This window comes from Streptomyces sp. NBC_00285, from assembly GCF_036174265.1.
Lineage (GTDB): Bacteria > Actinomycetota > Actinomycetes > Streptomycetales > Streptomycetaceae > Streptomyces.
Genome location: NZ_CP108055.1, coordinates 536,901 through 557,661 on the forward strand (window position 1 = coordinate 536,901; position 20,761 = coordinate 557,661).

The following is a 20,761-nucleotide window of genomic DNA, read 5'->3' on the forward strand; positions in this document are numbered from 1 at the left end:
CGACAACCGCGACCCGTACACCACGCTCCCCGACCATGCGGATGTCCAGTTCCGCGTCCAGCTGGAGGGCGGCCTCGCCGTCTCGCTGCCCGAGCGGCCGGTCACCGTACCGGCGGGAGTGCGCTTCGCCGCTCGCGCGATCAGACGCTCCGTTCGGCCAGGGAGGCACTCGCGCTGGGGGTGGCCGCAGCGGTGGCCGTGCAGGTGGCGCGGAGTACGGCTCCGTCCCAGGGGCCCGGGTCGGCCAGTCCGTACGCGGCCGTCGTCACGATGAGGTGCTGTCCGGTCAGGCAGACCGCCGTGGGCTGGAGGGCGGGCACGTCCACGGTCTGCAGCAGTTGTCCCCGCGGGCTGTAGCGGCGGATCTGGCCGCCGCCCCAGATCGCCGACCAGACAGAGCCGTCGGAGTCGACTGCCATGCCGTCCGGGCTGCCGTCCTCGGGTGCGACGCGGAACACCGGGCGGCGGTCGGACAGTTCGGCGGTGCCGGGGTCGACCCGGAAGGCCTCCACCGTGCCCGCGGCGGAGTCGGCGAGGTAGAGGGTGTGGCCGTCCGGGCTGAAGACCGGCCCGTTGGGAACGGTCAGCCCGTCCAGGACGCGGGTCACCGAGCCGTCGGTGTTCCACCGGTGCAGCGCGCCGGCGCCGGGTGTGGCGTCGTAGGCCATGGTGCCGGCCCACATCCGTCCGGCGGGATCACAGACCGCGTCGTTCATGCGCTGCGGGCTTCCGGCCTGGGGGGCCACCGCGACCGTACGGACGGTCTTCCCGGCCTCGTCCAGAACGGCGAAGTCCATACCGGTGGCCACGGCCCAGCCACCAGGGCTCCGGCCAGCGGCGCCCAGCGGGGCGACCGCGCCCAACGGCTGTGCCAGGCGGGCCAGTTCCACCAGGGGACCGGTCTCGTCCTGGGGCAGCCGCAGGAGTCTCCCGGTGAGGATGTCGACGAGGATCACGCTGCCGTCGGACAGCAGGCGTGGCCCTTCGCCGAGTTCCAGCCGGTCGGATGTGACGGGGGCGAACGCGCCGACCGGCTGGTGCGCGGGCACAGACATGTGGCGGCCTTTCGTGGCGGGGAGAAAGAGGAGAGACCCGCTCACCGGGTGTCGGGCGGGCTCAGCGCACCGCCGCGCCGGGCGCCGCGTCCAGGAGGGGAAGTTCGTCGCGGTGGGGCAGTCCTTCCCAGTCGCCGGAGCTGGCGACGGCGAACGCGGCGGTGCGGGTGGCCCGGTGCAGCCTTTGTCCGGGCGGCAGTTCGTCCAGTACGCCGGAGAGGTATCCGGCGCAGAACGCGTCGCCCGCGCCCACCGTGTCGGCCACGGGCACGGGATGGGCCGGGGCGTGCACGACCTGATCGGCACGGAGATACAGGTCCGCCCCCTGGGCGCCCCGCTTGACCACGACCTCCCGCACGCCCTGGGCGAGCAGCTCGGCCACCCGGTCGGCCTCTGACGTGCCGGGCTCTCCGGCGATCACGGGCAGCTCGTCGTCGGAGGCGATGACGATGTCGATCAGTCCGAGCAGCGGCCGCAGGGCGGCCGAGGCGGCCGCCGCGTCCCACAGGCGGGTGCGGTGGTTCACGTCGAAGGACACGGTCCAGCCGTGCTCGGCGGCGTGTTCGGCCGCGGCCCGTACGGTGTCCAGCGGGCCGGGGCCCAGGGCGCAGGTGATGCCGGTCAGGTGCAGGAGGCGGGCTCCGTCGCTCAGGGCGCCCTGTAGGTGTGGTGGCCGCATGTGGGACGCGGCGGATCCGGTGCGCCAGTAGTGCACGCGGGCCACATCGGCGACCCGGCGCTCGCGCATGAGGGCTCCCGTGGGGGCGCCGGGGTCGACGGTGGCACGGTCCACGTGTACGCCTTCGCCGCGCAGCGTCCGCAGGATCATCCGACCGGGTTCGTCGGCACCGAGGCGGCCGGCCCAGCCGACCGTGTGCCCCAGCCGGGCGAGGCCCACCGCCACGTTGGACTCCGCGCCGGCGACCGCCGTGCGGGCCGCGCCGCCCGCGGTCAGCGGACCGTCCACCTGGAGCGAGAGCATCGTCTCGCCGAACGTCAGTGCCTGGAGCGGGGCGGCGCTCACGCGGTGGTTCCCGGCGCGCACACGGTCAGGAACTCCCGGGCCCGGACCCGCAACCGGGCCAGGTCCCCGCCCTGCGGGGCATCACCGAGCAGGGGTGAGCCCACGCCCACGGCGACGGCGCCCGCGGCGAAGTAGGCCCGGGCGGCTTCGGCGTCCACTCCTCCCACCGGCACGAACGGCAGGTCGGGCAGCGGGTCGCGCAGCGCGCGCAGATAGCCGGGGCCGCCCAGGGAGGCGGGGAACAGCTTGACCGCGCTGGCGCCGGACCGCATCGCGGTCACCGCTTCCGTCGGCGTGAGGGCGCCGGCCAGGACGGGCACGCCGAGGGTGACGGCGTGCTCGAAGCCCGTGTCCAGGGCGGGCGTCACCATCCACCGGGCTCCCGCGTCCCGGGCCCGCTCGGCGTCCTGTCGGGTGACGACGGTGCCCGCTCCGATGACGGCGTCGGTGCCCACCTCCTTGACGGCCTGGGTGATGACGGTTTCGGCGTCGGGTGTCGTCAACGAGATCTCGATCAGGCGCACGCCCTCCTGGGCGAGGGCCAGGACGCTGGCCAGCGCGGCCTTGGGGTCGCTGCCGCGCACGATGGCCACCAGCCGGCTGCGGTGCAGTTCGTGGGTGAAGTCGGTGTGGTTCAGCATGTGGTGCTCTCCGTCGTACTCGGTGTGCGGTGTTCTCCGTCGTACTCGGTCGGGGGCGGGGTCACCATTCGGCGAACGAACCGTCGTCGTGGCGCCACAGGGGGCCGTGCCAGTCCGGTGCGCTGTCGTTTGCGCGGCGTACGGCCTGTTCGTCGACCTCGATGCCCAGGCCCGGGCCCAGGGGCCGGTTGAGGTGGCCCTGGTCGAAGCGGAAGACCGCGGGGTCGACCAGGTAGTCCAGGACATCGGCGCCGGCGTTGTAGTGGATGCCGATGCTCTGTTCCTGGATGAGGAAGTTCGGTGTGCTGAAGGCGACTTGGAGGCTGGAGGCGAGGGAGATCGGGCCCAGTGGGCAGTGCGGGGCCAGCAGCACGTCGAAGGTCTCCGCCAGCGATGCCATGCGCCGCACCTCGGAGATGCCGCCCGCGTGCGAGAGGTCCGGCTGCAGTACGGCGATGCCGGCCTGCAGTGCGGGCAGGGCGTCGGTGCGGGAGAAGAGACGCTCTCCGGTGGCGATGGGCACGGGCGAGGCCGCGACGACCTCGTGGAGGCGGTGGGCGTACTCCGGCAGGACGGGTTCCTCGACGAACAGCGGGTGCAGCGCGGCGAGTTCGGGCAGCACGCGGCGGGCGTTGGCGGTGGTGAACCGGCCGTGGAAGTCGATCGCGAAGTCCCGGTCGGGCCCCAGTACTTCGCGGGCGGTGCGGGCCCGTTCGACCACGGCATGGACCTCCGCGGCGGTGGCCATCTTCCCGATCCGCCCGCTGGCGTTCATCTTGACCGCCGTGAAACCGGCCTCGACCTGGGCCTGGACGGCTTCGGCGATCTCGCCGGGTTCGTCGCCGCCCACCCAGCTGTAGGCACGCACCCGTTCACGCACCGGACCGCCCAGCAGCACGTGGACCGGGACGCCCAGGGTCTTTCCCGCGATGTCCCACAGGGCCTGGTCGATCCCGGCGACGGCGCTCGAGAGGATCGGGCCGCCCCGGTAGAAGGTGCCCTTGGTCATGGCCTGCCAGTGGTCCTCGATACGCATCGGGTCCTGGCCGACGAGATACTCGGCGAGCTCGTGCACGGCCGTGCGTACGGTGGCAGCCCGGCCTTCCACCACCGGCTCGCCCCAGCCCACCACACCGTCGTCGGTCTCGATGCGGCAGAACAGCCAGCGGGGCGGTACGGCGAAGGTCTCAACCCGGGTGATTTTCAAAGGAGATGGCTCCAAGGCAGGGAACTGATGGAGGAAGGGGGGCGCGGGCTGCTCACGAGGAGTTCTTCAGCACGCTCCATCCACCATCGACGACCAGGGACGCCCCCGTCACGAACGACGCGTCGTCGCTGACGAGGAAGGCGACGGCGGCGGCGACCTCCTCGGGCCGGCCCAGGCGGCGCGTGGCGGTCTCGGCGGCGCTGGCCCGCCGGTCGTCCTCGCCGATGGCATCCCATGCCTGGGTGAGAACCGGGCCGGGCAGCACGCTGTTGACGCGGACCTGCCCGCCGTACTCGACGGCCAGCTGCCGGGCCAGGCCGGTCAGGCCGGCCTTCGCAGCCGCGTAGGCGGGCCGTCCGGGCAGGCCGATCAGGGCGTGCACCGAGGACACCAGCACGATGCTTCCGTCCGTGGCCCGCAGGTCGTCGAGGCAGGCCCGCACGCCGAGGAACGATCCGCTCAGGGTCACGGCGAGTTGCTGGTTCCACTGCTCGGCGCTGGTCTCGTGGGCTGCCGCGACCCGGACGCTGTAGGCGTTGCTCACCAGCGCCCGAACCGGACCGAACGCCTGGCGGGCGGCCTGCGCCGTCCGCTCCCAGGAGGACTCGTCGGCGACGTCGCAGTACTGGAACAGCGCCTGGCCGCCGTCCTTCCGGATGCCGGCGGCCACGGCCTCCCCGGCCTCGGTGTCGATGTCGGCGAGCACCACGCGGGCGCCCTCGGCGGCGAGGCGGCGTGCCGTGGCGGCCCCGATGCCGGAGGCCGCTCCGGTGACGAGCGCGCACCGGTCGCTGAGGCGTTCCGAGAGGGATACCCGTGCGGGAAGCATGGAGACGACTCCTGTGACTGAGGCAGCAATAACAGCAACGACAGCAACATTAAATATTAATTATCCACGCGCGCCAAGAGGCTCCCCACCTTGACCAGGGTCGCGAGGGCGGGCGTGAGGCACCCTGGTCGGAAATAGGTGAGGCGCCCCCACCGAATGCCGGCACCGCCACCCCTGTCCACGCGCCACTCCCGCAGCGCCGGCCAGAAAGTCGGGCGCACATAGTGACCGACCGTCCCCGTGGGCGGTCTCACAAGCCGGCCAAGATTGCGGACAACCACGCGAAAACCGTAGCTTGAAGCCCTTCTGTTCTGATTTATGCAGGTGAAAGGTGTCCCCGGTGGGACGACGCGAGAAGCCGGTCGATCCCGACGCCGGTCCCGTACAGCGGCTCGCCCATGAGCTGCGGAGCCTCCGGGAGAAGGCCGGGAAGCCGCCGTACCGGGAGATGGCGAAGGAGGCGGGCTACTCGATCACCGCCATGTCCCAGGCGGCGGCCGGTGATCAGCTGCCGTCCCTGGCGGTGGTGCGGGCGTACGCCGAGGCGCTCGACGCCGATCCGAACGAGTGGGAGCGGCGCTGGCGGGAGGCGGAGGCCGCGGTCCGTGCGCCCGCTCCCGACGAGCGGCCCCCGTACCGCGGGCTGGCCCGGTTCGAGCCGGCTGACAGCGACCTGTTCTTCGGACGGGAGACGCTCGTCGCCGAGCTGGCGGAGCTGACGCGTGACCACCGGTTCGCGGCGGTGTTCGGGGCGTCCGGCAGCGGCAAGTCCTCCCTTCTGCGGGCGGGTCTGATCCCCCTGCTCCGCCGGGCGGAGGGTGCCGAACGGCCCGCTGTGATCCGTGTACTCACTCCAGGCGAGCGGCCGGCGCACACGCACGAGCAGGTCCTCGTCCCGCACGAACTCGACGGGGACACCTGGGTGATCGTCGATCAGTTCGAGGAACTGTTCACCCTCTGCCACGACCGCGCGGAACGCGACCGGTTCCTCGACCTGCTGCTCGCCGCCCGGGCGCCGGACAGCCGACTGCGCGTGGTGCTCGCGGTGCGGGGCGATTTCTACGGCCACTGCGCCGAGCACCGTGGGCTCGCCGCAGCCGTCGGTCAGGCCAACCTCCTGGTCGGACCGATGAGCCGGGACGAGCTGCGCGAGGTGATCACCGGGCCGGCCGCTGCCGCGGGACTGAACGTCGAACGCGCCCTCACCGCCCGGATCATCGACGAGATCGCCGACCGGCCGGGCGCCCTGCCCATGCTGTCCCACGCCCTGCTGCAGACCTGGGCCCGCCGTCGTGGCCAACTGCTCACCCTGGCGGCGTACGAGGACACCGGCGGTGTTCAGGGCGCGATCGCCGCCACCGCCGAAGAGGTGTACGGCGGACTGTCCGCCGAGCAGGGCCGTGCCGCCCGGAGCGTCCTGCTGAGGCTGATCGCCCCTGGTGACGGCACCGCCGACACCCGTCGCCCAGCCTCCCGCACCGAACTCGGGAGTGGCGTGCAGGAGGTGCTGGAACACCTGGTGGCCGCCCGTCTGGTCACGCTCGACGGCGACACGGTGGAACTCGCGCACGAGGCCCTGATCACCGGCTGGCCGCGCCTGGCCGGCTGGATCGAGGTGGACCGGGAACGGCTGCGCGAGCAGCGTCGGCTCGATGAGGCGGCCCGCGGCTGGGAGGAGCTGGCACGCGATCCCGGCACGCTGTACCGGGGCACGCGGCTGGCCCGGGCGGAGGAGCTGTTCGTCCGGCAGGGCAACGTTGAAGAGCCGGCGCGGTCGAGCGATCCGGCGCGGTCGTACGACGATCTCACCGTGCGGGAGCGTTCCTTCCTCGCCGCCTCCCTCGCAGCCAGGGACGCCGAGGGCGAGGCCGAGACCCGCACCGCACGCCGGACCCGTTCCCTGACCATCGGTCTGTCCGTGTTCCTCGTCCTCGCGCTGGCCGCCGGCCTGATCGCCTGGCAGCGCAACGAGGTGAGCCAGAAGGAGTCCGCCAAGGCCGCCGCCCGCCGCCTGGCCACCGTGGCCGAGAGTCTGCAATCCACCGATCCCCGCACCGCGGCCCTGCTCGGCGTCGCCGCCTGGAAGACCGCCCCGCTCACCGAGTCCCGCTCGGCCCTGCTGGGCGCCCTGGCCCAGCCGGAACGCGATGCCTTCACCGACCCCCGGTCCGGGAAGGATGTGCGGCGCTTCCTCTCCGACGGCGGCCGGACCCTGCTCAGCATCGACGGCACCACCGTGATCGCCCGCCATGTCGCCGACCACAGGATCAGCGCCACCTACCACCTGCCGAGCGGCACCCAGGTGGGCAACGTCGGGCCCGACTCCAGGTTCCTCGACGTCATCGGCCCGGACGGGGACGAAAGGCTGTGGAACCTGCCTGCGGGCAGAAGTGCCGCCGAACTGGGGCAGACACTGCTCTGGGACAGCTCCCCCGACGGGACCACGTACCTCACCGGGCCGACGGACAGCCCGGGCACGATCCGGCTGCACCGGACGGACAACGGCGAGACCCTCTTCGCCACCGATCTCCCGCGCCCCCTCACCTCTGCGGCCGTCGGCCCCGGCGGGCGGCTGCTCGCGGTCTGTCCCGCCGAAGGGCCGATTCAGCTCTGGGACACCCGCGACCGCAAGCGGCTGCCGGGGGCATGGGAGAAGGCGGACAAGACCGTGTGCGGCACCGGCACCGGCGCGGACGGTGGCTCGCGCATGCTGCGGTTCAGCGCGGACGGCAGCCGGCTGGCCGCCGTCTACGGCACCAGCGCACAGGTCTGGGACGTCAGTGCCGGACAGGCGGTCGCCGACTTCACCAGTGACGGAATCACCGGCTTCACCCAGGCGGCTCTCTCACCCGACGGCCGGTTCCTGGCCACGGCGGACGACCACGAACTCGCCGTATGGAGACTCGCCACCGGCGGAACGCTTGTCTTCGGCCGACCGATCTCCCAGGACGAGGCCACCTGGCTCGCCTGGGACCGGGGCACGTCCCGCCTCCTGCGCTATCTGGACGGCGCCACCGTCCACACCCTCGACCTGACCGGCCGGCTCAGCCCTCGCTGGCAGAACACCCCGGTCGACGCGAGCGCGCTCAGTCCCAACGGTCAGGCGCTGGCCACCGTCACCCGGTCCGGCAGCGGCTACCGCTTCGAGCTGCGTACGACGCGGACAGACAAGGTCGTCGCCCACGCGCGTCTCGGTGCTCTGCCGAGCGCGTCCGACGAGGAAGCGCCACTGCTGGCCTACAGCCCGGACAGCAGCGAACTGGGCGTCGCCGACACCGTGTCCTCGCACGGCACCCTGCGGCTGCGCTTCACCGTGTGGGACGTACGGACGCACCGGGTCCGTACGTCCTTCGACTCGGCCGGCGCGGCGGACAGACCTGCCACCGCCGTCGCCCTCGGGCCCGGCGGCCACACGCTGCTCGCCGTCCGGATGACCGCCGACAGCACCGTGACGGAGGTCTGGAACACCGGCGACCGGCGGCGGTCACGGACCCTGCGCGGTCTCTCCGGCGAGGCTCTGGCCTCCCGGCCGGACGGAGATCTGCTCGTGTCCTCGGGCGACCAGTACGCCGATCCGGGCACCGGCAAGGTCTCCGGACGGGCGCTCGCCGACGGGCGCGAGGTCACCGCGCTGGCGTTCAGCCCCGACGGCACCCGGCTCGCCGTCGGCGACGCCCGCGGGCACGTCACGCTGTGGGACGGCGACGTCCGTCGCCGCACGGGGGCCGTGGCCGGTACCTCGGACACGGTCTCCGCAGGCGAGCCTGAGGCGGTGGAGGCGATCGCCTTCTCCTCCGACGGCGGCACCCTGGCCGTCGGAGGTGCGAACGGGACGCTCCGGCTGTGGGACACCGCCACGCAACAGCTGCTCGGCACGGACCTGCCGACACCCGGCGACGAGATCGGCTCCCTCGCCTTCGCCGAGGACGGCGGCACGGTCTACACCAGCAGCCCCTACGTACCGCTCGGGCGTCTGTCCATCGCCCCGGACCGGGCGGTCCGCACCATCTGCGCACGCACCGGCGGTGGACTGACCGAGGCACAGTGGCGGACCTATGTGCCGGACGCGCCGTACGAGAACGTCTGCGCGACCAGCGGCTGACGCCCCAGGGCACGTGGGCGCGGGACGAAATCATTTTTCAAGGGGCCGCCGCAGGTCGCTGAAAAACGCCTGTGACCTGGAAGCTCGTGACCAGAACGACCCGCGGCGCCCGCCGACGGCGTCCGCCCTCTCCCACCCCAGGTTCTGGATCACATGCGTACTCACACCCTGCTTCCCTCGCTTCTGCTGATCGGCGCGCTGTCCCTCACGACGGCCTGCTCGTCCGGTTCCGCGGAGCCGGCCTCCGCAGGCCCGCGCGCCACCAGCGGCTCCCCCTCGCCCGTCCGCACCGTCGACCCGGCACGGCTCAAGGGCCTGGAGATCGTCAACGACAGCAGCGAGCAGCGGTCCTGTCCCTTCGCGACGAGCTACCCCGACGTGCCCGGCGCGGAGGCGATGACGGCCGCGATGAAGAAGGACGTGGAGGGGCGCCTTGCCACCTTCCGTGAAGGCTCGTGCGGGAACGGCTCGGGCGGTGAGCTGAACATCAGCCACCAGTTCCTCGTCGCGTCAGGCGACGTGCTCGGCGTACGGCTCACCACGCAGGACGGCAGTGCCGCCTCGGGCGGTCTGTCCACCAGGACGTACTGGTACGACGGCAAGGCCGGCGCCTACCGCACCGCCGTCGATCTCATCGCCGGAGGAGCGCGGAACGCCTTCGTCGCAGGTCTCAAGGAGCGGCTCAAGGGACGCGAGGGCGTGGACTCCGTCTCCCTCGACGACACGTTCTCCGCCCCGGCCTCTGTCACCAGTGCCCTGGGCGACATGGCTTTCACCACCGACGGCGGACTGCGGGTGAGCTTCGACCGCGGGGTGGTGGGACCTCCGGCCGCCGGGAACTACGTGGTGATCCTCTCCAAGAAGACGGTCACCCCCTGGCTCTCCGCGTTCGGCAAGCGCGCCCAGCGGCAGACCGTGACGCCCACCAGTTCGCTCGACCTGGGCGCCACGCAGACCCCCGCACCGGTCGTCCCCACGCACACCGCCTCGGGCGACGACGACACCGACTGCCAGAAGGTCACCTGCATCGCGCTGACCTTCGACGACGGACCGGCGGCACCGGAGACCGCCACCCTGTTGACCTACCTGGCCCAGTACAAGGCACGCGCCACCTTCTTCACCGTCGGCCAGAACGTCGCCTCCCACCCCGAACTCGTCCACGCCGAGGCGGCCGGCGGACACGAGGTCGGCAACCACTCCTGGAGCCACCCCGACCTGACCAAGCTCAGCCCCGAGCAGATCGCCTACCAACTGGGCCGCACCAGCGCCGCGATCAAGGCCGCCACCGGCAAGGAGCCCGTGCTCTTCCGCCCGCCCTACGGCGCGATCAACGCCACGGTCCGGTCCGCCACCAAGCTCTCCCCCGTGCTGTGGGACGTCGACACCGAGGACTGGAAGTACCGCGACTCCGCCAGGGTCGCCCAGACCGTCATCGACAAGGCGCAGCGCAACAGTGTCGTCCTCATGCACGACATCCACCCCACCTCCGTGGCGGCCGTCCCGCAGATCCTGCGCACGCTCACCGCCCGCGGCTACCACTTCGTCACCGTCAGCCACCTGCGCGCCACCCTCTGAACCCCGCGCCACCCTCATCCCCGTACACCACGAACGGAACGCTCATGCCCCAGCACGCCCGCCGCCGCCTCACCCGCCGCACTGTCCTGAGCAGAGCCGCCGTCGGCGGTCTCGCCCTCGCCGGGGGCACCGCGATCGCCGGCCCGCTCACCGAGAGCGCCGACGCGGCCGCGCCGGTCTTCGGCTACCGCGACGACGGCCGCGCATACGTGGTCGACACGGGCGCCGGCCTGGTCTTCAAGGTCGACCACGGCAACGGCGACCTGAGCTCGCTGGTGTACAGGGGCACCGAGTACCAGGGCTACGGAAACCGGAACTCACAGGTCGAGACGGGTCTGGGGAGGTCGTCCGTGAGCATCCGCAAGGCCGGCGGCACGGTCCTGGTCACGGTCGTGCACGGCACGATGCACCACTACTACGCGGCTCGGCGCGGCGAGAACAACGTCTACATGTGGACGAACAAGGCGGATGCCTCCATCACCGCGACCCGCTACATCGTCCGCGTGAAGCCCGGCCTGTTCCCCGACAACGGTCCCGACTCCTGGGACTCCCGCACCGACACCGTGATCGAGGCGCAGGACGTCCGCCGCAAGCCGGACGGCACCACCCGCTCCAAGCACTACTCCAACCAGCGTGTCATCGACTATGACCACGTCGGCTGGAGCACCGGCAAGGTCGGCATGTGGATGGTGCGGAGCAATCACGAGAAGGCGTCCGGCGGACCGTTCTACCGCTCCCTCATGCGCCACCACTACGAGGACGGCGCCGGCCTCTACGAGATCCTCTACTACGGCGAGAACCAGACCGAGCCGATGCGGTTCGGCCTCCAGGGCCCGTACGTCCTGTCCTTCACCGACGGCTCGGCGCCCTCGCCCGCGCTGCGCCATGACCGTATCGACACCTCGTGGGCCGACGGCCTGGGCCTGGTCGGCTGGGTCGGCCGCAGTGGTCGCGGCCGGGTGGCGGGGGTCGGCATCGCCGGGCGGGACACGGCGTACGCCTACACCGTCGGTCTCGCCAGTGCCGACGCGCAGTACTGGACCGAGGCGGACCCGGCCACCGGCCGTTTCGTGTCCCCGTACATGCTGCCGGGCACCTACACGCTCACCGTCCACAAGGAAGAACTGGCGGTGCACACCACCCGGGTCACTGTCACCGCCGGGCGGACGACCCCGCTGCACACGCTGGCGATCGGCGCGGACCCGAGCAGAAGCGCCGCGATCTGGCGGATCGGCGCCTGGAGCGGCACTCCGCGTGGCTTCAAGAACGCCTCACTGATGACCACGATGCACCCTTCCGACGCCCGGGCCCGGCCCTGGACCGGCACCGCCTTCACCGTGAGCGCCTCACGGGTCGACGACTTCCCCTGCTACCAGTGGGCGGACATCAACAAGGGGCTGAGGATCCGCTTCAAGCTCACCGCCCAGCAACTGACCTCCGGACACACCCTCAACATCGGTGTCACCACGGCGTTCGCGAACGGCAGGCCCCGGATCAGGGTCAACGACTGGCTCTCGGCCGTCCCCACGTCGGCAGGTGAGCCGACGACCCGGTCACTGACCGTGGGCTCCTACCGGGGCAACAACCACACCTACCGCTACGCCATTCCGGCAAGCGCCTGGACCAAGTCGCCGGACGCCTACCAGGAGTTGACCCTCGACATCGTCAGCGGCTCCGGCAGCAGCGCCTATCTCAGCCCCGGGGTGGCGTACGACGTGGTCGAACTCCTGCCCTGAGTTCCCTATGGCCCCATGGCTCCACGGCGACCTGAAGTCCGTTCGCCGGACGCCAATTTGACGACCCATCACCTTTCGGACCGCGCCGGCCGGATCACGAAGGGAGGGGGCTGGTCCCCTCGCTCACAGGCGTGGTGGCCGTCCCGGTCGCCGCCCCAGGGCCGATCGTCCGGGCCGCCGCCCCGACGGAGGTGGCCCATGCGGCGGCGCGCCGCTGTGGCGACGCGCGGCGGGTCCGGCCTGCGCGTCCGTTCAGGACGCCGTTTCAAGCCCGCGGGGCCTGGATCCGGCGGGGTGCAAGGACGTGTCCCGGCTCGCGACCGGTTCGAGCGTCATGAAACCGGGGCCGTCCGGGCCGCCCGAGCTGACCCGGCCCGGGATGTGGGCCGCCGGGGGCCTCGGGTGGGCAAGGCCAGAATTCGCCCGTGCGCCTGTTCGCGCACCGGGGCGTGTTCAGGCGACGCGAAAACTCGGCAGGCATATGCCAGCAGTACCACCGCCTTGATGGACGGCACGTGACTCCGGCATTCGGCGTACCGCCCATCCCTCCCCCGGCCGGTCACCCTCCACCGGAACAGCCGGCACGGACGGGGACTGATGTACGACGGATGGGTGACCGAATTCGAACGGGAGGGAATCCAGGGGCGCCTGTGGCACTCGCGCCACACCCTCCCCTCGGGCACCGATCGGCGTCGGCTCGCGTTCCGGGCTCCCGCCAGAAAGTTCAACGGAACACACATCCACTGCCCTGGCACCCGCATAACGTGCGGTAACCCGAACCGCCTCGCCCCCACCTTCCTGCGGTCCGTGACTTCCGGGCCCCCACCCCGCTAGGAGTCCTGGGATGTCCTACGACCGCTCGGAGTTATCCCTGCCGCACCGCAAGAACGGGCGGGCCCCCTCCCCCACCGCGCACCGGTTGCCGTACCTCGCGCCGGCCGGAGAGCGCCCGAGCATCGGGACCCGCCAGCGCTCGTGGTCCGGCTATCACCGCGCCCTGCGCATCCTGCGCCGCGCCTGCCGATGGCAACGGCGCGTGGCCACCCTCGTCGCCCTCGGCTACTTCGCCGCCTTCCTCACCCTCACCGTCGAGGCCCCCGCCTTCATGGCCCGCCCGGCCCCCGGCGGGCTCCCCACGGGCCTGTTGCTCGCCGTCGTACAGATCCCCGTCACCTGGCTGGCCGTCGTGCTGTTCGAGTACACGGCACGACGGTACGTCGACCCCCTGGCCCGCAGAGTCAGCCGGTACGCAGACCCGGCCGACGGCGAGGGGCGGGCACGGACATGACCGGTCTCGGCGGCTCCGCGCAGTCCTGGTCCCTCGTCGCCTTCTGCAGTGTCGTCACTCTCACGCTGCTGCTGTGCGTGCTGACCGGCCCCGACCGCGACGACCTGGAGGAGTTCTACACCGGCTATCGCTCGCTGTCCCCGCTGCGCAACGGCCTTGCGGTCGCCGGCGACTACATCTCCGCCGCGACCGTGCTCACCATCGGCGGGGTCATCGCCCTGTGCGGCTACGACGGCGTGGTCCTGGCCCTGAGCACCCTGCTGTCCTTGCTCCTGCTGATGTTCCTGCTCGCCGAACCCCTGCACAACACCGGCCGGTTCACCATGGGGGACGCCCTGAGCCGACGCGTGCCCGGACGGGCCGTACGCATCACCGCGTGTGCCGTGACCCTGCTGGCGCTGATTCCGATGATGATCGTGCAACTGGCCGCCGTAGGACAGCTGTTGGCGTTCATCCTGGGCTTCTCCGACCGTGCCATGCAGACCGGCTGCATCATCGGCGCCGGCATCCTGATGATCAGTTACGCCGCCCTGGGAGGGATGAAGGGGACCGCGCTGATCCAGATCATCAAGACCGTGATGCTCCTCGGATCCGGCCTCGTGATCGCCGTACTCGTCCTCGCCACCTTCGGCTGGCACCCGGGAACGATGGTGGACACCGCCGCCCAGCGCAGCGGGGCCGGCCAGGCGTTCCTTCAGTACGGCCTGCAGTTCGCGGACGGACCGCACCCCGCACTGGACATGATCAGCACCCAGGTCGCCATCGTGCTGGGCGGCGCCTGCCTGCCGCACGTCACCATGCGGATGTACACCGCGGGCAACGCCCGCCAGGTACGGCGCACGATGTCCTGGGCCGTGTCCTCGGTCGCCCTGTTCATGCTGCTGATCACCGTCATCGGCCTCGGTGCCACGGCGCTGGTGGGCCGCGAGCGGATCACCGCCGCCGACCCGCACGGCAGCACCGCCTACCTGCTGGGGGCGCGCGCCGTGTTCGGCTCCGACGTCTCCCGCGCCGAGAGCCTCGTGTTCAGCACCGTCACGACGGCCATCTTCCTGACCCTTCTGGCGTCCGTCGCCGGGATGACGCTCGCCTGCGCCAACTCCCTGGCGCACGACGTCGTCGCCTCCCGGCACAGGGGAATACCGGCTCTGCGGGAGATGACCGTGGCGCGGGCCGGCGCGCTGATCGTCGGCATACCGGTGGTGCTGCTGGCCGCCATGGCACAGCACCGCAGCCTCCAGCCGCTGGCCACCCTGTCCTTCTGCATGGGAGCCTCCGCGATCGCGCCCGCGCTGGTCTACTCGCTGTTCTGGCGGCGCTTCACCAAGGCCGGGCTGCTCGGCACACTGATCGGCGGTTCTGTCGCCGTCCTGGTCCTGATGTCGGGCACCCGGCTCGTCTCCGGGACACCGGCATCGGCCTTCCCGGAGGCCGACCTGAACTGGTTCCCCTTCACCACGACCGCTCTGGTCTCCGTACCGGTGGGCTTCGCCTGCGGCTTGCTGGGCACCGTCCTGAGCGGGCGCCGCAGCGCCCGGCGTGCCCGCGAACGGTACGCCGGAATCGAGCAGTTGATCCTCGCCGGCCCCCCGCGGCGCCGCCCGAGCTGGAGCCCGGACGGCCCGTGAAGCTCGTCCCGAGAAATCAGGGTGCTGCCAGGTGTCGAGAATCCGGCGCGGGCTCCGTCCCCGGTACGACAGAGGCCCCCGTCGATGCGCTGGGGGACCGGGAACGACGCGGGAGGATCCCATCATGCAAGCGAACGAGATCAGCGAGATTCTCGACCGGCCGATCAGTCAGGAGCTGCTGGCCCGGGACGTGACCCGCCTGGCCTACGTCGCCAAGGACGGCACACCCCGCAACGTCCCGATCGCGTTCGCTTGGAACGGCACGGAGATCGTCATGTGCACCACGAAGAACGCCCCGAAGCTCGCGTCCCTGCGCGAGAACCCGGCCGTCGCCCTGACGATCGACACCGAGGTGCACCCGCCCAGGATCCTGCTCATCCGCGGCCGGGCCGAGCTGGACTTCGTCGACGGCATCCCCGACGAGTATCTCCAGCCGACCAACAGCTACGCGATGACCCCCGAGCAACGGGTCGAATGGGAGGCGGAGGTGCGTTCGCTCTACCACGACGGCATGGTCCGGATCGTCGTCACCCCGACCTGGGCGAAGCTGATCGACTTCGAGACGACGCTGCCGAGCGCGGTCGAGGAGCTGGTCCGGCAGCGGGAGGAACGTCAGCGTGCCTGAGCGACGCGGGCCGACATGGGTGGTCCCCATGCCTCGCAAGGCATGGGGACCACCATCAGGACATCACTTTCCCGGTACGGCCGTCAGCCGCACGTCAGTGTCGGTGCCCCCCAGTCGCCGTGGTCGTTGCCGTTGCCGTCTCCGGCGTCACCGACCTTGAGGTCGACCACCTGGGCGCCGCTGACATCGACGTCGATCGGCACCGCGGCCTGCCGGCCACTGAGCTTCGCCGTGGTCACCAGGGTTTTACCGTCGGCGATCACTGAGAACGTCACCGTTCCGGCACCGTTGGTCTCGTCGTCGACGCCCACCTGCGCCGTCAACCGCGAACAGTTTCCGCCCAGATAGAGCTGGACGTCGCTGAGCGCGTTGGTGCCGAGGCCCTTGGCGTACCCCACGCCGGCGATGCTGATCGCACGGCCGTCCCCGGCCGCCTGCTCGCCGACACTGCTGTCACGCTCCACCGGACCCCACCCGTTGGTGGAGGACAGGAAGGGCAGATCGCTCACGGCGCTCTTCCCGGCCGGAGGAGCCGGGGGGATCCCGCCGATGATGCGCTCGTCGGTGCCGTCGGCCTGCCGTCCGTTCTGTACGTAGCGCACCGTGGTGGTGAGTGCCGAGGCGGAGGGCAGTTCACCGGTCGGTGGCTGGACCTTCCAGGTGAAGGTCGCCGATGCGCCCGACTGCAGACGCTTGAGCGACTGGGGGCTCGTGGCGCTGACGCTCCAGCCGTCCGGTGCGGACAGCGAGGCCGTCAGCCTGGACGCGGCCGGCGCGCCCTTCGGTACCCGCACCGTGGTCCGGGCGGTGAAGGCCTCTGCCGGCTGAGCGGTGTCGGGCACGTCCAGGGTGACATCTGCTCCCGGGCGCTTGGGCATCGCGTACTTCCGGGCGTCGTAGCGCGGGCTGTCGTTCTGCGTGACGCGCAGGGACGAGGCGTAGCTGCCGTAGTCGGTCAGCGAGACCTTGCCGAGGCCTCCGGTGCTGCCGTCCAGGTTCCACACGGCGATGGCGATGCTGTTGCGGCCGTTCGGGTTCAGGATTCCGTTGGGGACAGGGAAGGTGTGCTGCGGGCCGAGGTAGTTGACGTAGTTGCCGACCTGCCAGCCGTTCACGAAGATCGTGGCACGGTACTTGCGGGACGGGTCGTCGGTGAACGTCAGGCCGAGTGAGGTGTCCTGGCCGCGCGGCAGGTCCAGAGTGGCATCGGTGCGGTACCAGGAGACCCCGGGGCGGGTGTCGGACGTCGGCAGGGACACGCGGTCCCACTTGCCGTCCGGGTAGCCCGGCAGGGACCAGCCGGCCCGCTCGCCGTACAGGCCGCCCGTCGAGAGCGGGCCGCGCACCGTGTCCTGCAGGTCCTCGCCTCCGCGTACGCCCTGGAGGCGCCAGGTGACGGAGGTCAGCGGTGCTCCCACGAGGGAGGCGCTGGTCAGTCCGCGCGCCGTCTTGTTGCCGTTGGTCGAGTTGTAGTCCTCCTCGTGCCCCATGTTCACGGTGAGTACGGAAAGGACGTTGTCGCCCGTGGACTTGACCGCACCGGCAGGGAAGGTGAAGTCGGCGCTGCTCGTGGTGGAGCTGCCCAGGAAGGTGCCGTTGAGCCAGGCGGAGAAGGCCTGTGCGCCGCCGCCGGAGTCCGAGACCAGGTGGATGCCGGTCTCCTTGCCGGTGGTGTGGAAGCGGCCGCGGTACCAGGTGTTGCCGGTGTGGAAGCCGTAGTCGTCGGCGTAGAGCACCGGCAGCGCGTTGATGCCGGAGACGCTGTTGGTGGTCGCCTTGTCGGCCACCTGCCAAGTGGTGTCGTCGAAACCGGGGGCCGCTTCGGGGGACTCCTGTGCCTGCTTCCAGTTGGTCAGGGCCGGCAGGTGAATGGCGGCGGCCGTCGGGATCTTTCCGATGAGACTGCGGGTGTCGGTGGCCCGGGTGTCCACCTTCTGGCCGTTCCAGGTGACGCGGGCCGCGGCGCTGAACACCTCGATGTTCTTGTCGTCGGCGTTGTCACCGGTGAGCGCCACGGTACGGCCGCCGTTCAAGCTGGTCGCCGTGCGCAACAGGTGCGTGCCCCGCACCAGGACCGGACCGGTCGCGGTGTCCTGACGCCAGAAGGTCTTCGCCGTGGCCTTGTCGCCCACGAGCAGCAGCAGCGGGCGCTGGCCGCCGCCGCTGACACTGATCCGGATCAGGCCCTTGTGGGTGTAGTTCAGCCGCAGGTCACCGGTCGCCGGGTCCCAGGTGGTCGTGACCGTGCCGCCGGTGGCGGTCACGGTCGGCTTGGAGGCGTAGCGCAGGACCGTTTCCCCGTCGCTGTCCGGGTCGCCGTAGAGCACGGCGACATCGCGGTCGCCGATGGTGGCGTCGGTCATGATCTCCGAGGTCGAGTACTGCAACTGTGCGTTCCCGAGCCGGTAGTTCGCCACGATCACGTGGGAGTCGCGTCCGTCGAGGGTGATCGCGGTGCCCGGCTGCTGAGGCACGACGGGGTAGGTCGACTCCGTGGCGGCGTCACCCGTGGGCACGTCGATGGCGTCGATGGCCACGTAGTTGTCCGTGGACCCCGAGCTGTGGTTCCCGGCGACGACGATCTTCAGCGTGTGCGCCCCGGGCGTCAGGCCGGTCTTCTGGAAGACGACCGCCTGGCTCTCGGCGCCGGAGTCGTCGACCGTCGCCACCTTGGTGCCGTCGAGGTAGACGTCGGCGTTGCCGTGGTTGTTCGTCTTCGAGCCGATCCAGCGGATCGCGGTGCCGTCGAAGGGGACGGTGACCGAGTCACCGGCCTTGTTGGAGAACGACTCGGTGTGCTTGTAGTCGCCGCCGGTGTAGCTCTGGTCGGCCACGTGCGACCACGAACCCGTGTACTGCAGCGTGGAGTCGGGGTCGTCCCAGGTGTAAGTGGTGTCCGCGGCCGGCTGGGCGTTGAAGTCCAGCGCGATATGGGTCTTGTCGACCGCCGTGGACGTCGAGTTCCCGTGCCGCAGCACATGGAACTGGGTTTTGGTGTCGGGGTTCATGCGGGCGGTGTCAATGACCGCGGAGTCGTCCGGTGGTGTGGTCCTGATCGCGTCGGTCTTGGTCAGCGGGGCCACCGACTGCGTGAAGTACCCGATCAGCTTGTCCTCGTCGTACTTCGGGTCGAGCTGACGGGTCTCGCGGATGGCGGCTCCGTAGTCGTACGACGTGTAGTTCTGGGGCATGCTCAGCCAGCCCCAGTTGGTGCCGCCGTAGGTCATGTAGAAGCTCTGCGCCGTCGCGCCGACCGCGATGTTCTGCTTGTAGAACACGTTGGCGAACTGGTCGTTGATCAGCTGGGCGCACTTGTCGTAACCGGGACCGCCCCACGGGTCGAAGGCGCCGCCCTGGAACTCCGGGGTGTACAGCGGCTTACCCGCCGGGTGGTCGTAGCTGATGTCGGGGACACCGTTCCACTTGGTGGGGTTCGAGCAGTCGAAGCCCTGTGGGTAGGAGTCCGGGCCGTCCACGTCCAGGGCGCCCGCACCGGAGTTGAAGGTGCCGTTGTTGTTGCCGGTCAGCGGCACGGTGATGCCGTCGGCGCGGGCCTTGTCCTCCAGGTGCTGCATGTAGGAGCGGGAGGCCGCGGAGCCGTTGTAGTACTCGTTCTCGACCTGGTAGGCGATGACCGACCCGGTGCCGTTGGTGAGTTGGTGCCGGGCGATGATCCGGTCGATCTGGGTCAGCCACTCGTCGGCGTACTTGAGGAACCGCGGGTCGTCACTGCGGTTGTTCTCCGCCTTCGTGGTCAGCCAGCCGGGCAGGCCGCCGCTGTCGACCTCCGCGTTGATGTACGGCGCCGGGCGCGCGATGACGTACAGCCCGGCTTCCTCGGCCATGTCGAGGAGCTTGTCGACGTCGCGCACCCCGCTGAAGTCGTACACACCCGGCTTCGGCGAGTGGTACCCCCAGTCGAAGTACAACGAGGTGGAGTTGAAGCCGGCCGCCTTCATCTTCTGGAAGATGTCGCGCCACAGGTCCGGGCTCGGCAGCCGGAAGGAGTGGAACTCGCCGGACCAGAGGTAGGTGCGCTTGCCGTCGACGAGGAACGAGTAGCCGTCGAGAGTCACCGTGTGCGCCTGTGTCGCGGCGGTGGGCGCGGCGCCCGGTGCCGGCCCTGCCGCCTCCCCCGCCGCGGCGGGCGCGATCATGCCCGCGGCGAGGGCGACGGTCGCGGCCGTCGCGAGAACGGCCCTCCACCACCCCCGACGACCGGGTCTCGCAGTCTCCGAAACGAACTGATTACCCCGCACAGCGGCCTCCCTACGGCCTGAGCAATCAGCATCAAACAGACTCAGGCAAAGTCGAACAGTAGGGGCGCACTTGGCTCAACACAATGGGGCGGAAGCACACGATCGAGGCGGCAGGGGCGATTGAGGGCCCGGCCGGTGTCGACACGGGCCGCCACGACGAGGTCGGGGAGGCGAGGACGAAGGCCCTGGGACTTCGCCGCTCCCCCGCCCGCGACAGCCGATGCCGAGGAAACGGCCGCCCCCGCACGGGCGTTGACGAGCACGAACGGCGAACTCGCCTGCGCCCGCGGTCGCACGCAGGGCGTTACGCGTCAGCGTGGCCCACGCGACCTGCTCGTCTCAAGTTCCGCCGGCGGAGCACCAGTCGCACGTGCGGCAGCCGGCACCCCACGGGCGAACACGGCGGCACCCTGGGCTTCGTGCCCCCGGCCGCTCGTCGATCCCTGACTGGCGCCGTCGGCCTGCGCGCAGGTGCGTTCCCCCGGCATCCGGCAGATGCTGCCTTCAGGCCCTTGCCGTGGACAGGTGTACGGGACACAAAACATGGGATGTCGATGGATATCAAGTCCATGCCGAAAGCATCTGTCGGATGTTCGAAATTTCCAGCACCATTCGGAAACTGCGGGCTTCACGGATACTAGGGAACTGCCCAGGCATGTCAACACCATCCACCCCGCGAACCACTTCTCGCCTTCCTGGGCGGCGACAAATCACGCCCACCTCGGACAGTCGGCCAACCGGCCAGGGGCGATCCGCCATCGACCCGTCCGAATGTTTCGAACCATCAAGCGA

General features: G+C 70.8%; 12 protein-coding genes. 6 read left to right on the plus strand and 6 right to left on the minus strand.

All coding sequences use genetic code 11. The annotated features are described in order from the left end of the window. Nucleotides 1-140: 140 nt before the first annotated feature. The 5 genes from OHT57_RS02650 to OHT57_RS02670 all read right to left on the minus strand — a co-directional run bounded on the left by OHT57_RS02650 (nucleotide 141) and on the right by OHT57_RS02670 (nucleotide 4,756). Entirely contained in the window at nucleotides 141-1,055 is a 915-nt protein-coding gene (locus OHT57_RS02650) for an SMP-30/gluconolactonase/LRE family protein (protein WP_328744208.1), read from the minus strand. Nucleotides 1,056-1,116: 61 nt separating this feature from the next. Continuing rightward, nucleotides 1,117-2,037: a sugar kinase gene (locus tag OHT57_RS02655; RefSeq protein WP_443053585.1), complete on the minus strand. Its 921-nt coding sequence runs from the start codon at nucleotides 2,035-2,037 to the stop codon at nucleotides 1,117-1,119. Between the two features lie 38 nt (nucleotides 2,038-2,075). After that, the gene (locus OHT57_RS02660; protein WP_328744210.1) at nucleotides 2,076-2,720 is read right to left on the minus strand and encodes a bifunctional 4-hydroxy-2-oxoglutarate aldolase/2-dehydro-3-deoxy-phosphogluconate aldolase; all 645 of its coding nucleotides are present in this window, start codon (nucleotides 2,718-2,720) and stop codon (nucleotides 2,076-2,078) included. 61 nt (nucleotides 2,721-2,781) lie between these two features. After that, nucleotides 2,782-3,927, minus strand: a complete 1,146-nt coding sequence (gene dgoD, locus OHT57_RS02665; RefSeq protein WP_328744211.1) for a galactonate dehydratase — start codon at nucleotides 3,925-3,927, stop codon at nucleotides 2,782-2,784. 52 nt (nucleotides 3,928-3,979) lie between these two features. Then, nucleotides 3,980-4,756 (minus strand): SDR family NAD(P)-dependent oxidoreductase, encoded by a 777-nt coding sequence (locus tag OHT57_RS02670; protein WP_328744212.1) that lies wholly within the window; start codon nucleotides 4,754-4,756, stop codon nucleotides 3,980-3,982. A 340-nt stretch (nucleotides 4,757-5,096) separates the two neighbouring features. Here OHT57_RS02670 and OHT57_RS02675 point away from each other — a divergent pair, with 340 nt between their 5' ends. The 6 genes from OHT57_RS02675 to OHT57_RS02700 all read left to right on the plus strand — a co-directional run bounded on the left by OHT57_RS02675 (nucleotide 5,097) and on the right by OHT57_RS02700 (nucleotide 15,710). Beyond that, nucleotides 5,097-8,858 carry an nSTAND1 domain-containing NTPase gene (locus OHT57_RS02675; protein WP_328744213.1) on the plus strand — a complete coding sequence of 1,254 codons (3,762 nt, stop codon included), beginning with the start codon at nucleotides 5,097-5,099 and terminating at the stop codon, nucleotides 8,856-8,858. A gap of 153 nt (nucleotides 8,859-9,011) precedes the next feature. Further along, nucleotides 9,012-10,433, plus strand: coding sequence for a polysaccharide deacetylase family protein (locus OHT57_RS02680; protein WP_328744214.1), 1,422 nt, complete (start codon nucleotides 9,012-9,014; stop codon nucleotides 10,431-10,433). Between the two features lie 44 nt (nucleotides 10,434-10,477). Further along, nucleotides 10,478-12,169: a rhamnogalacturonan lyase B N-terminal domain-containing protein gene (locus OHT57_RS02685; protein ID WP_328744216.1), complete on the plus strand. Its 1,692-nt coding sequence runs from the start codon at nucleotides 10,478-10,480 to the stop codon at nucleotides 12,167-12,169. Between the two features lie 844 nt (nucleotides 12,170-13,013). Continuing rightward, nucleotides 13,014-13,457: a DUF485 domain-containing protein gene (locus OHT57_RS02690; protein WP_328744218.1), complete on the plus strand. Its 444-nt coding sequence runs from the start codon at nucleotides 13,014-13,016 to the stop codon at nucleotides 13,455-13,457. Next, nucleotides 13,454-15,085 carry a sodium/solute symporter gene (locus OHT57_RS02695; RefSeq protein ID WP_328744219.1) on the plus strand — a complete coding sequence of 544 codons (1,632 nt, stop codon included), beginning with the start codon at nucleotides 13,454-13,456 and terminating at the stop codon, nucleotides 15,083-15,085. Before OHT57_RS02690 ends, OHT57_RS02695 begins: the two co-directional genes overlap by 4 nt. 124 nt (nucleotides 15,086-15,209) lie before the next feature. Then, nucleotides 15,210-15,710, plus strand: a complete 501-nt coding sequence (locus OHT57_RS02700; RefSeq protein ID WP_328744220.1) for a pyridoxamine 5'-phosphate oxidase family protein — start codon at nucleotides 15,210-15,212, stop codon at nucleotides 15,708-15,710. A gap of 83 nt (nucleotides 15,711-15,793) precedes the next feature. On the opposite strand, the gene OHT57_RS02705 is transcribed toward OHT57_RS02700, so the two are convergent. Then, nucleotides 15,794-19,867, minus strand: coding sequence for a beta-galactosidase (locus OHT57_RS02705; RefSeq protein ID WP_443053414.1), 4,074 nt, complete (start codon nucleotides 19,865-19,867; stop codon nucleotides 15,794-15,796). Nucleotides 19,868-20,761 lie beyond the last annotated feature (894 nt).

Coding starts and splice junctions, on each gene's coding strand:
- OHT57_RS02700 (WP_328744220.1), top strand. CDS start 15,210: ATGCAAGCGAACGAGATCAGCGAGATTCTCGACCGGCCGATCAGTCAG.
- OHT57_RS02670 (WP_328744212.1), bottom strand. CDS start 4,756: ATGCTTCCCGCACGGGTATCCCTCTCGGAACGCCTCAGCGACCGGTGC.
- OHT57_RS02695 (WP_328744219.1), top strand. CDS start 13,454: ATGACCGGTCTCGGCGGCTCCGCGCAGTCCTGGTCCCTCGTCGCCTTC.
- OHT57_RS02650 (WP_328744208.1), bottom strand. CDS start 1,055: ATGTCTGTGCCCGCGCACCAGCCGGTCGGCGCGTTCGCCCCCGTCACA.
- OHT57_RS02705 (WP_443053414.1), bottom strand. CDS start 19,867: ATGATCGCGCCCGCCGCGGCGGGGGAGGCGGCAGGGCCGGCACCGGGC.
- OHT57_RS02660 (WP_328744210.1), bottom strand. CDS start 2,720: ATGCTGAACCACACCGACTTCACCCACGAACTGCACCGCAGCCGGCTG.
- OHT57_RS02680 (WP_328744214.1), top strand. CDS start 9,012: ATGCGTACTCACACCCTGCTTCCCTCGCTTCTGCTGATCGGCGCGCTG.
- OHT57_RS02655 (WP_443053585.1), bottom strand. CDS start 2,037: ATGCTCTCGCTCCAGGTGGACGGTCCGCTGACCGCGGGCGGCGCGGCC.
- OHT57_RS02685 (WP_328744216.1), top strand. CDS start 10,478: ATGCCCCAGCACGCCCGCCGCCGCCTCACCCGCCGCACTGTCCTGAGC.
- OHT57_RS02690 (WP_328744218.1), top strand. CDS start 13,014: ATGTCCTACGACCGCTCGGAGTTATCCCTGCCGCACCGCAAGAACGGG.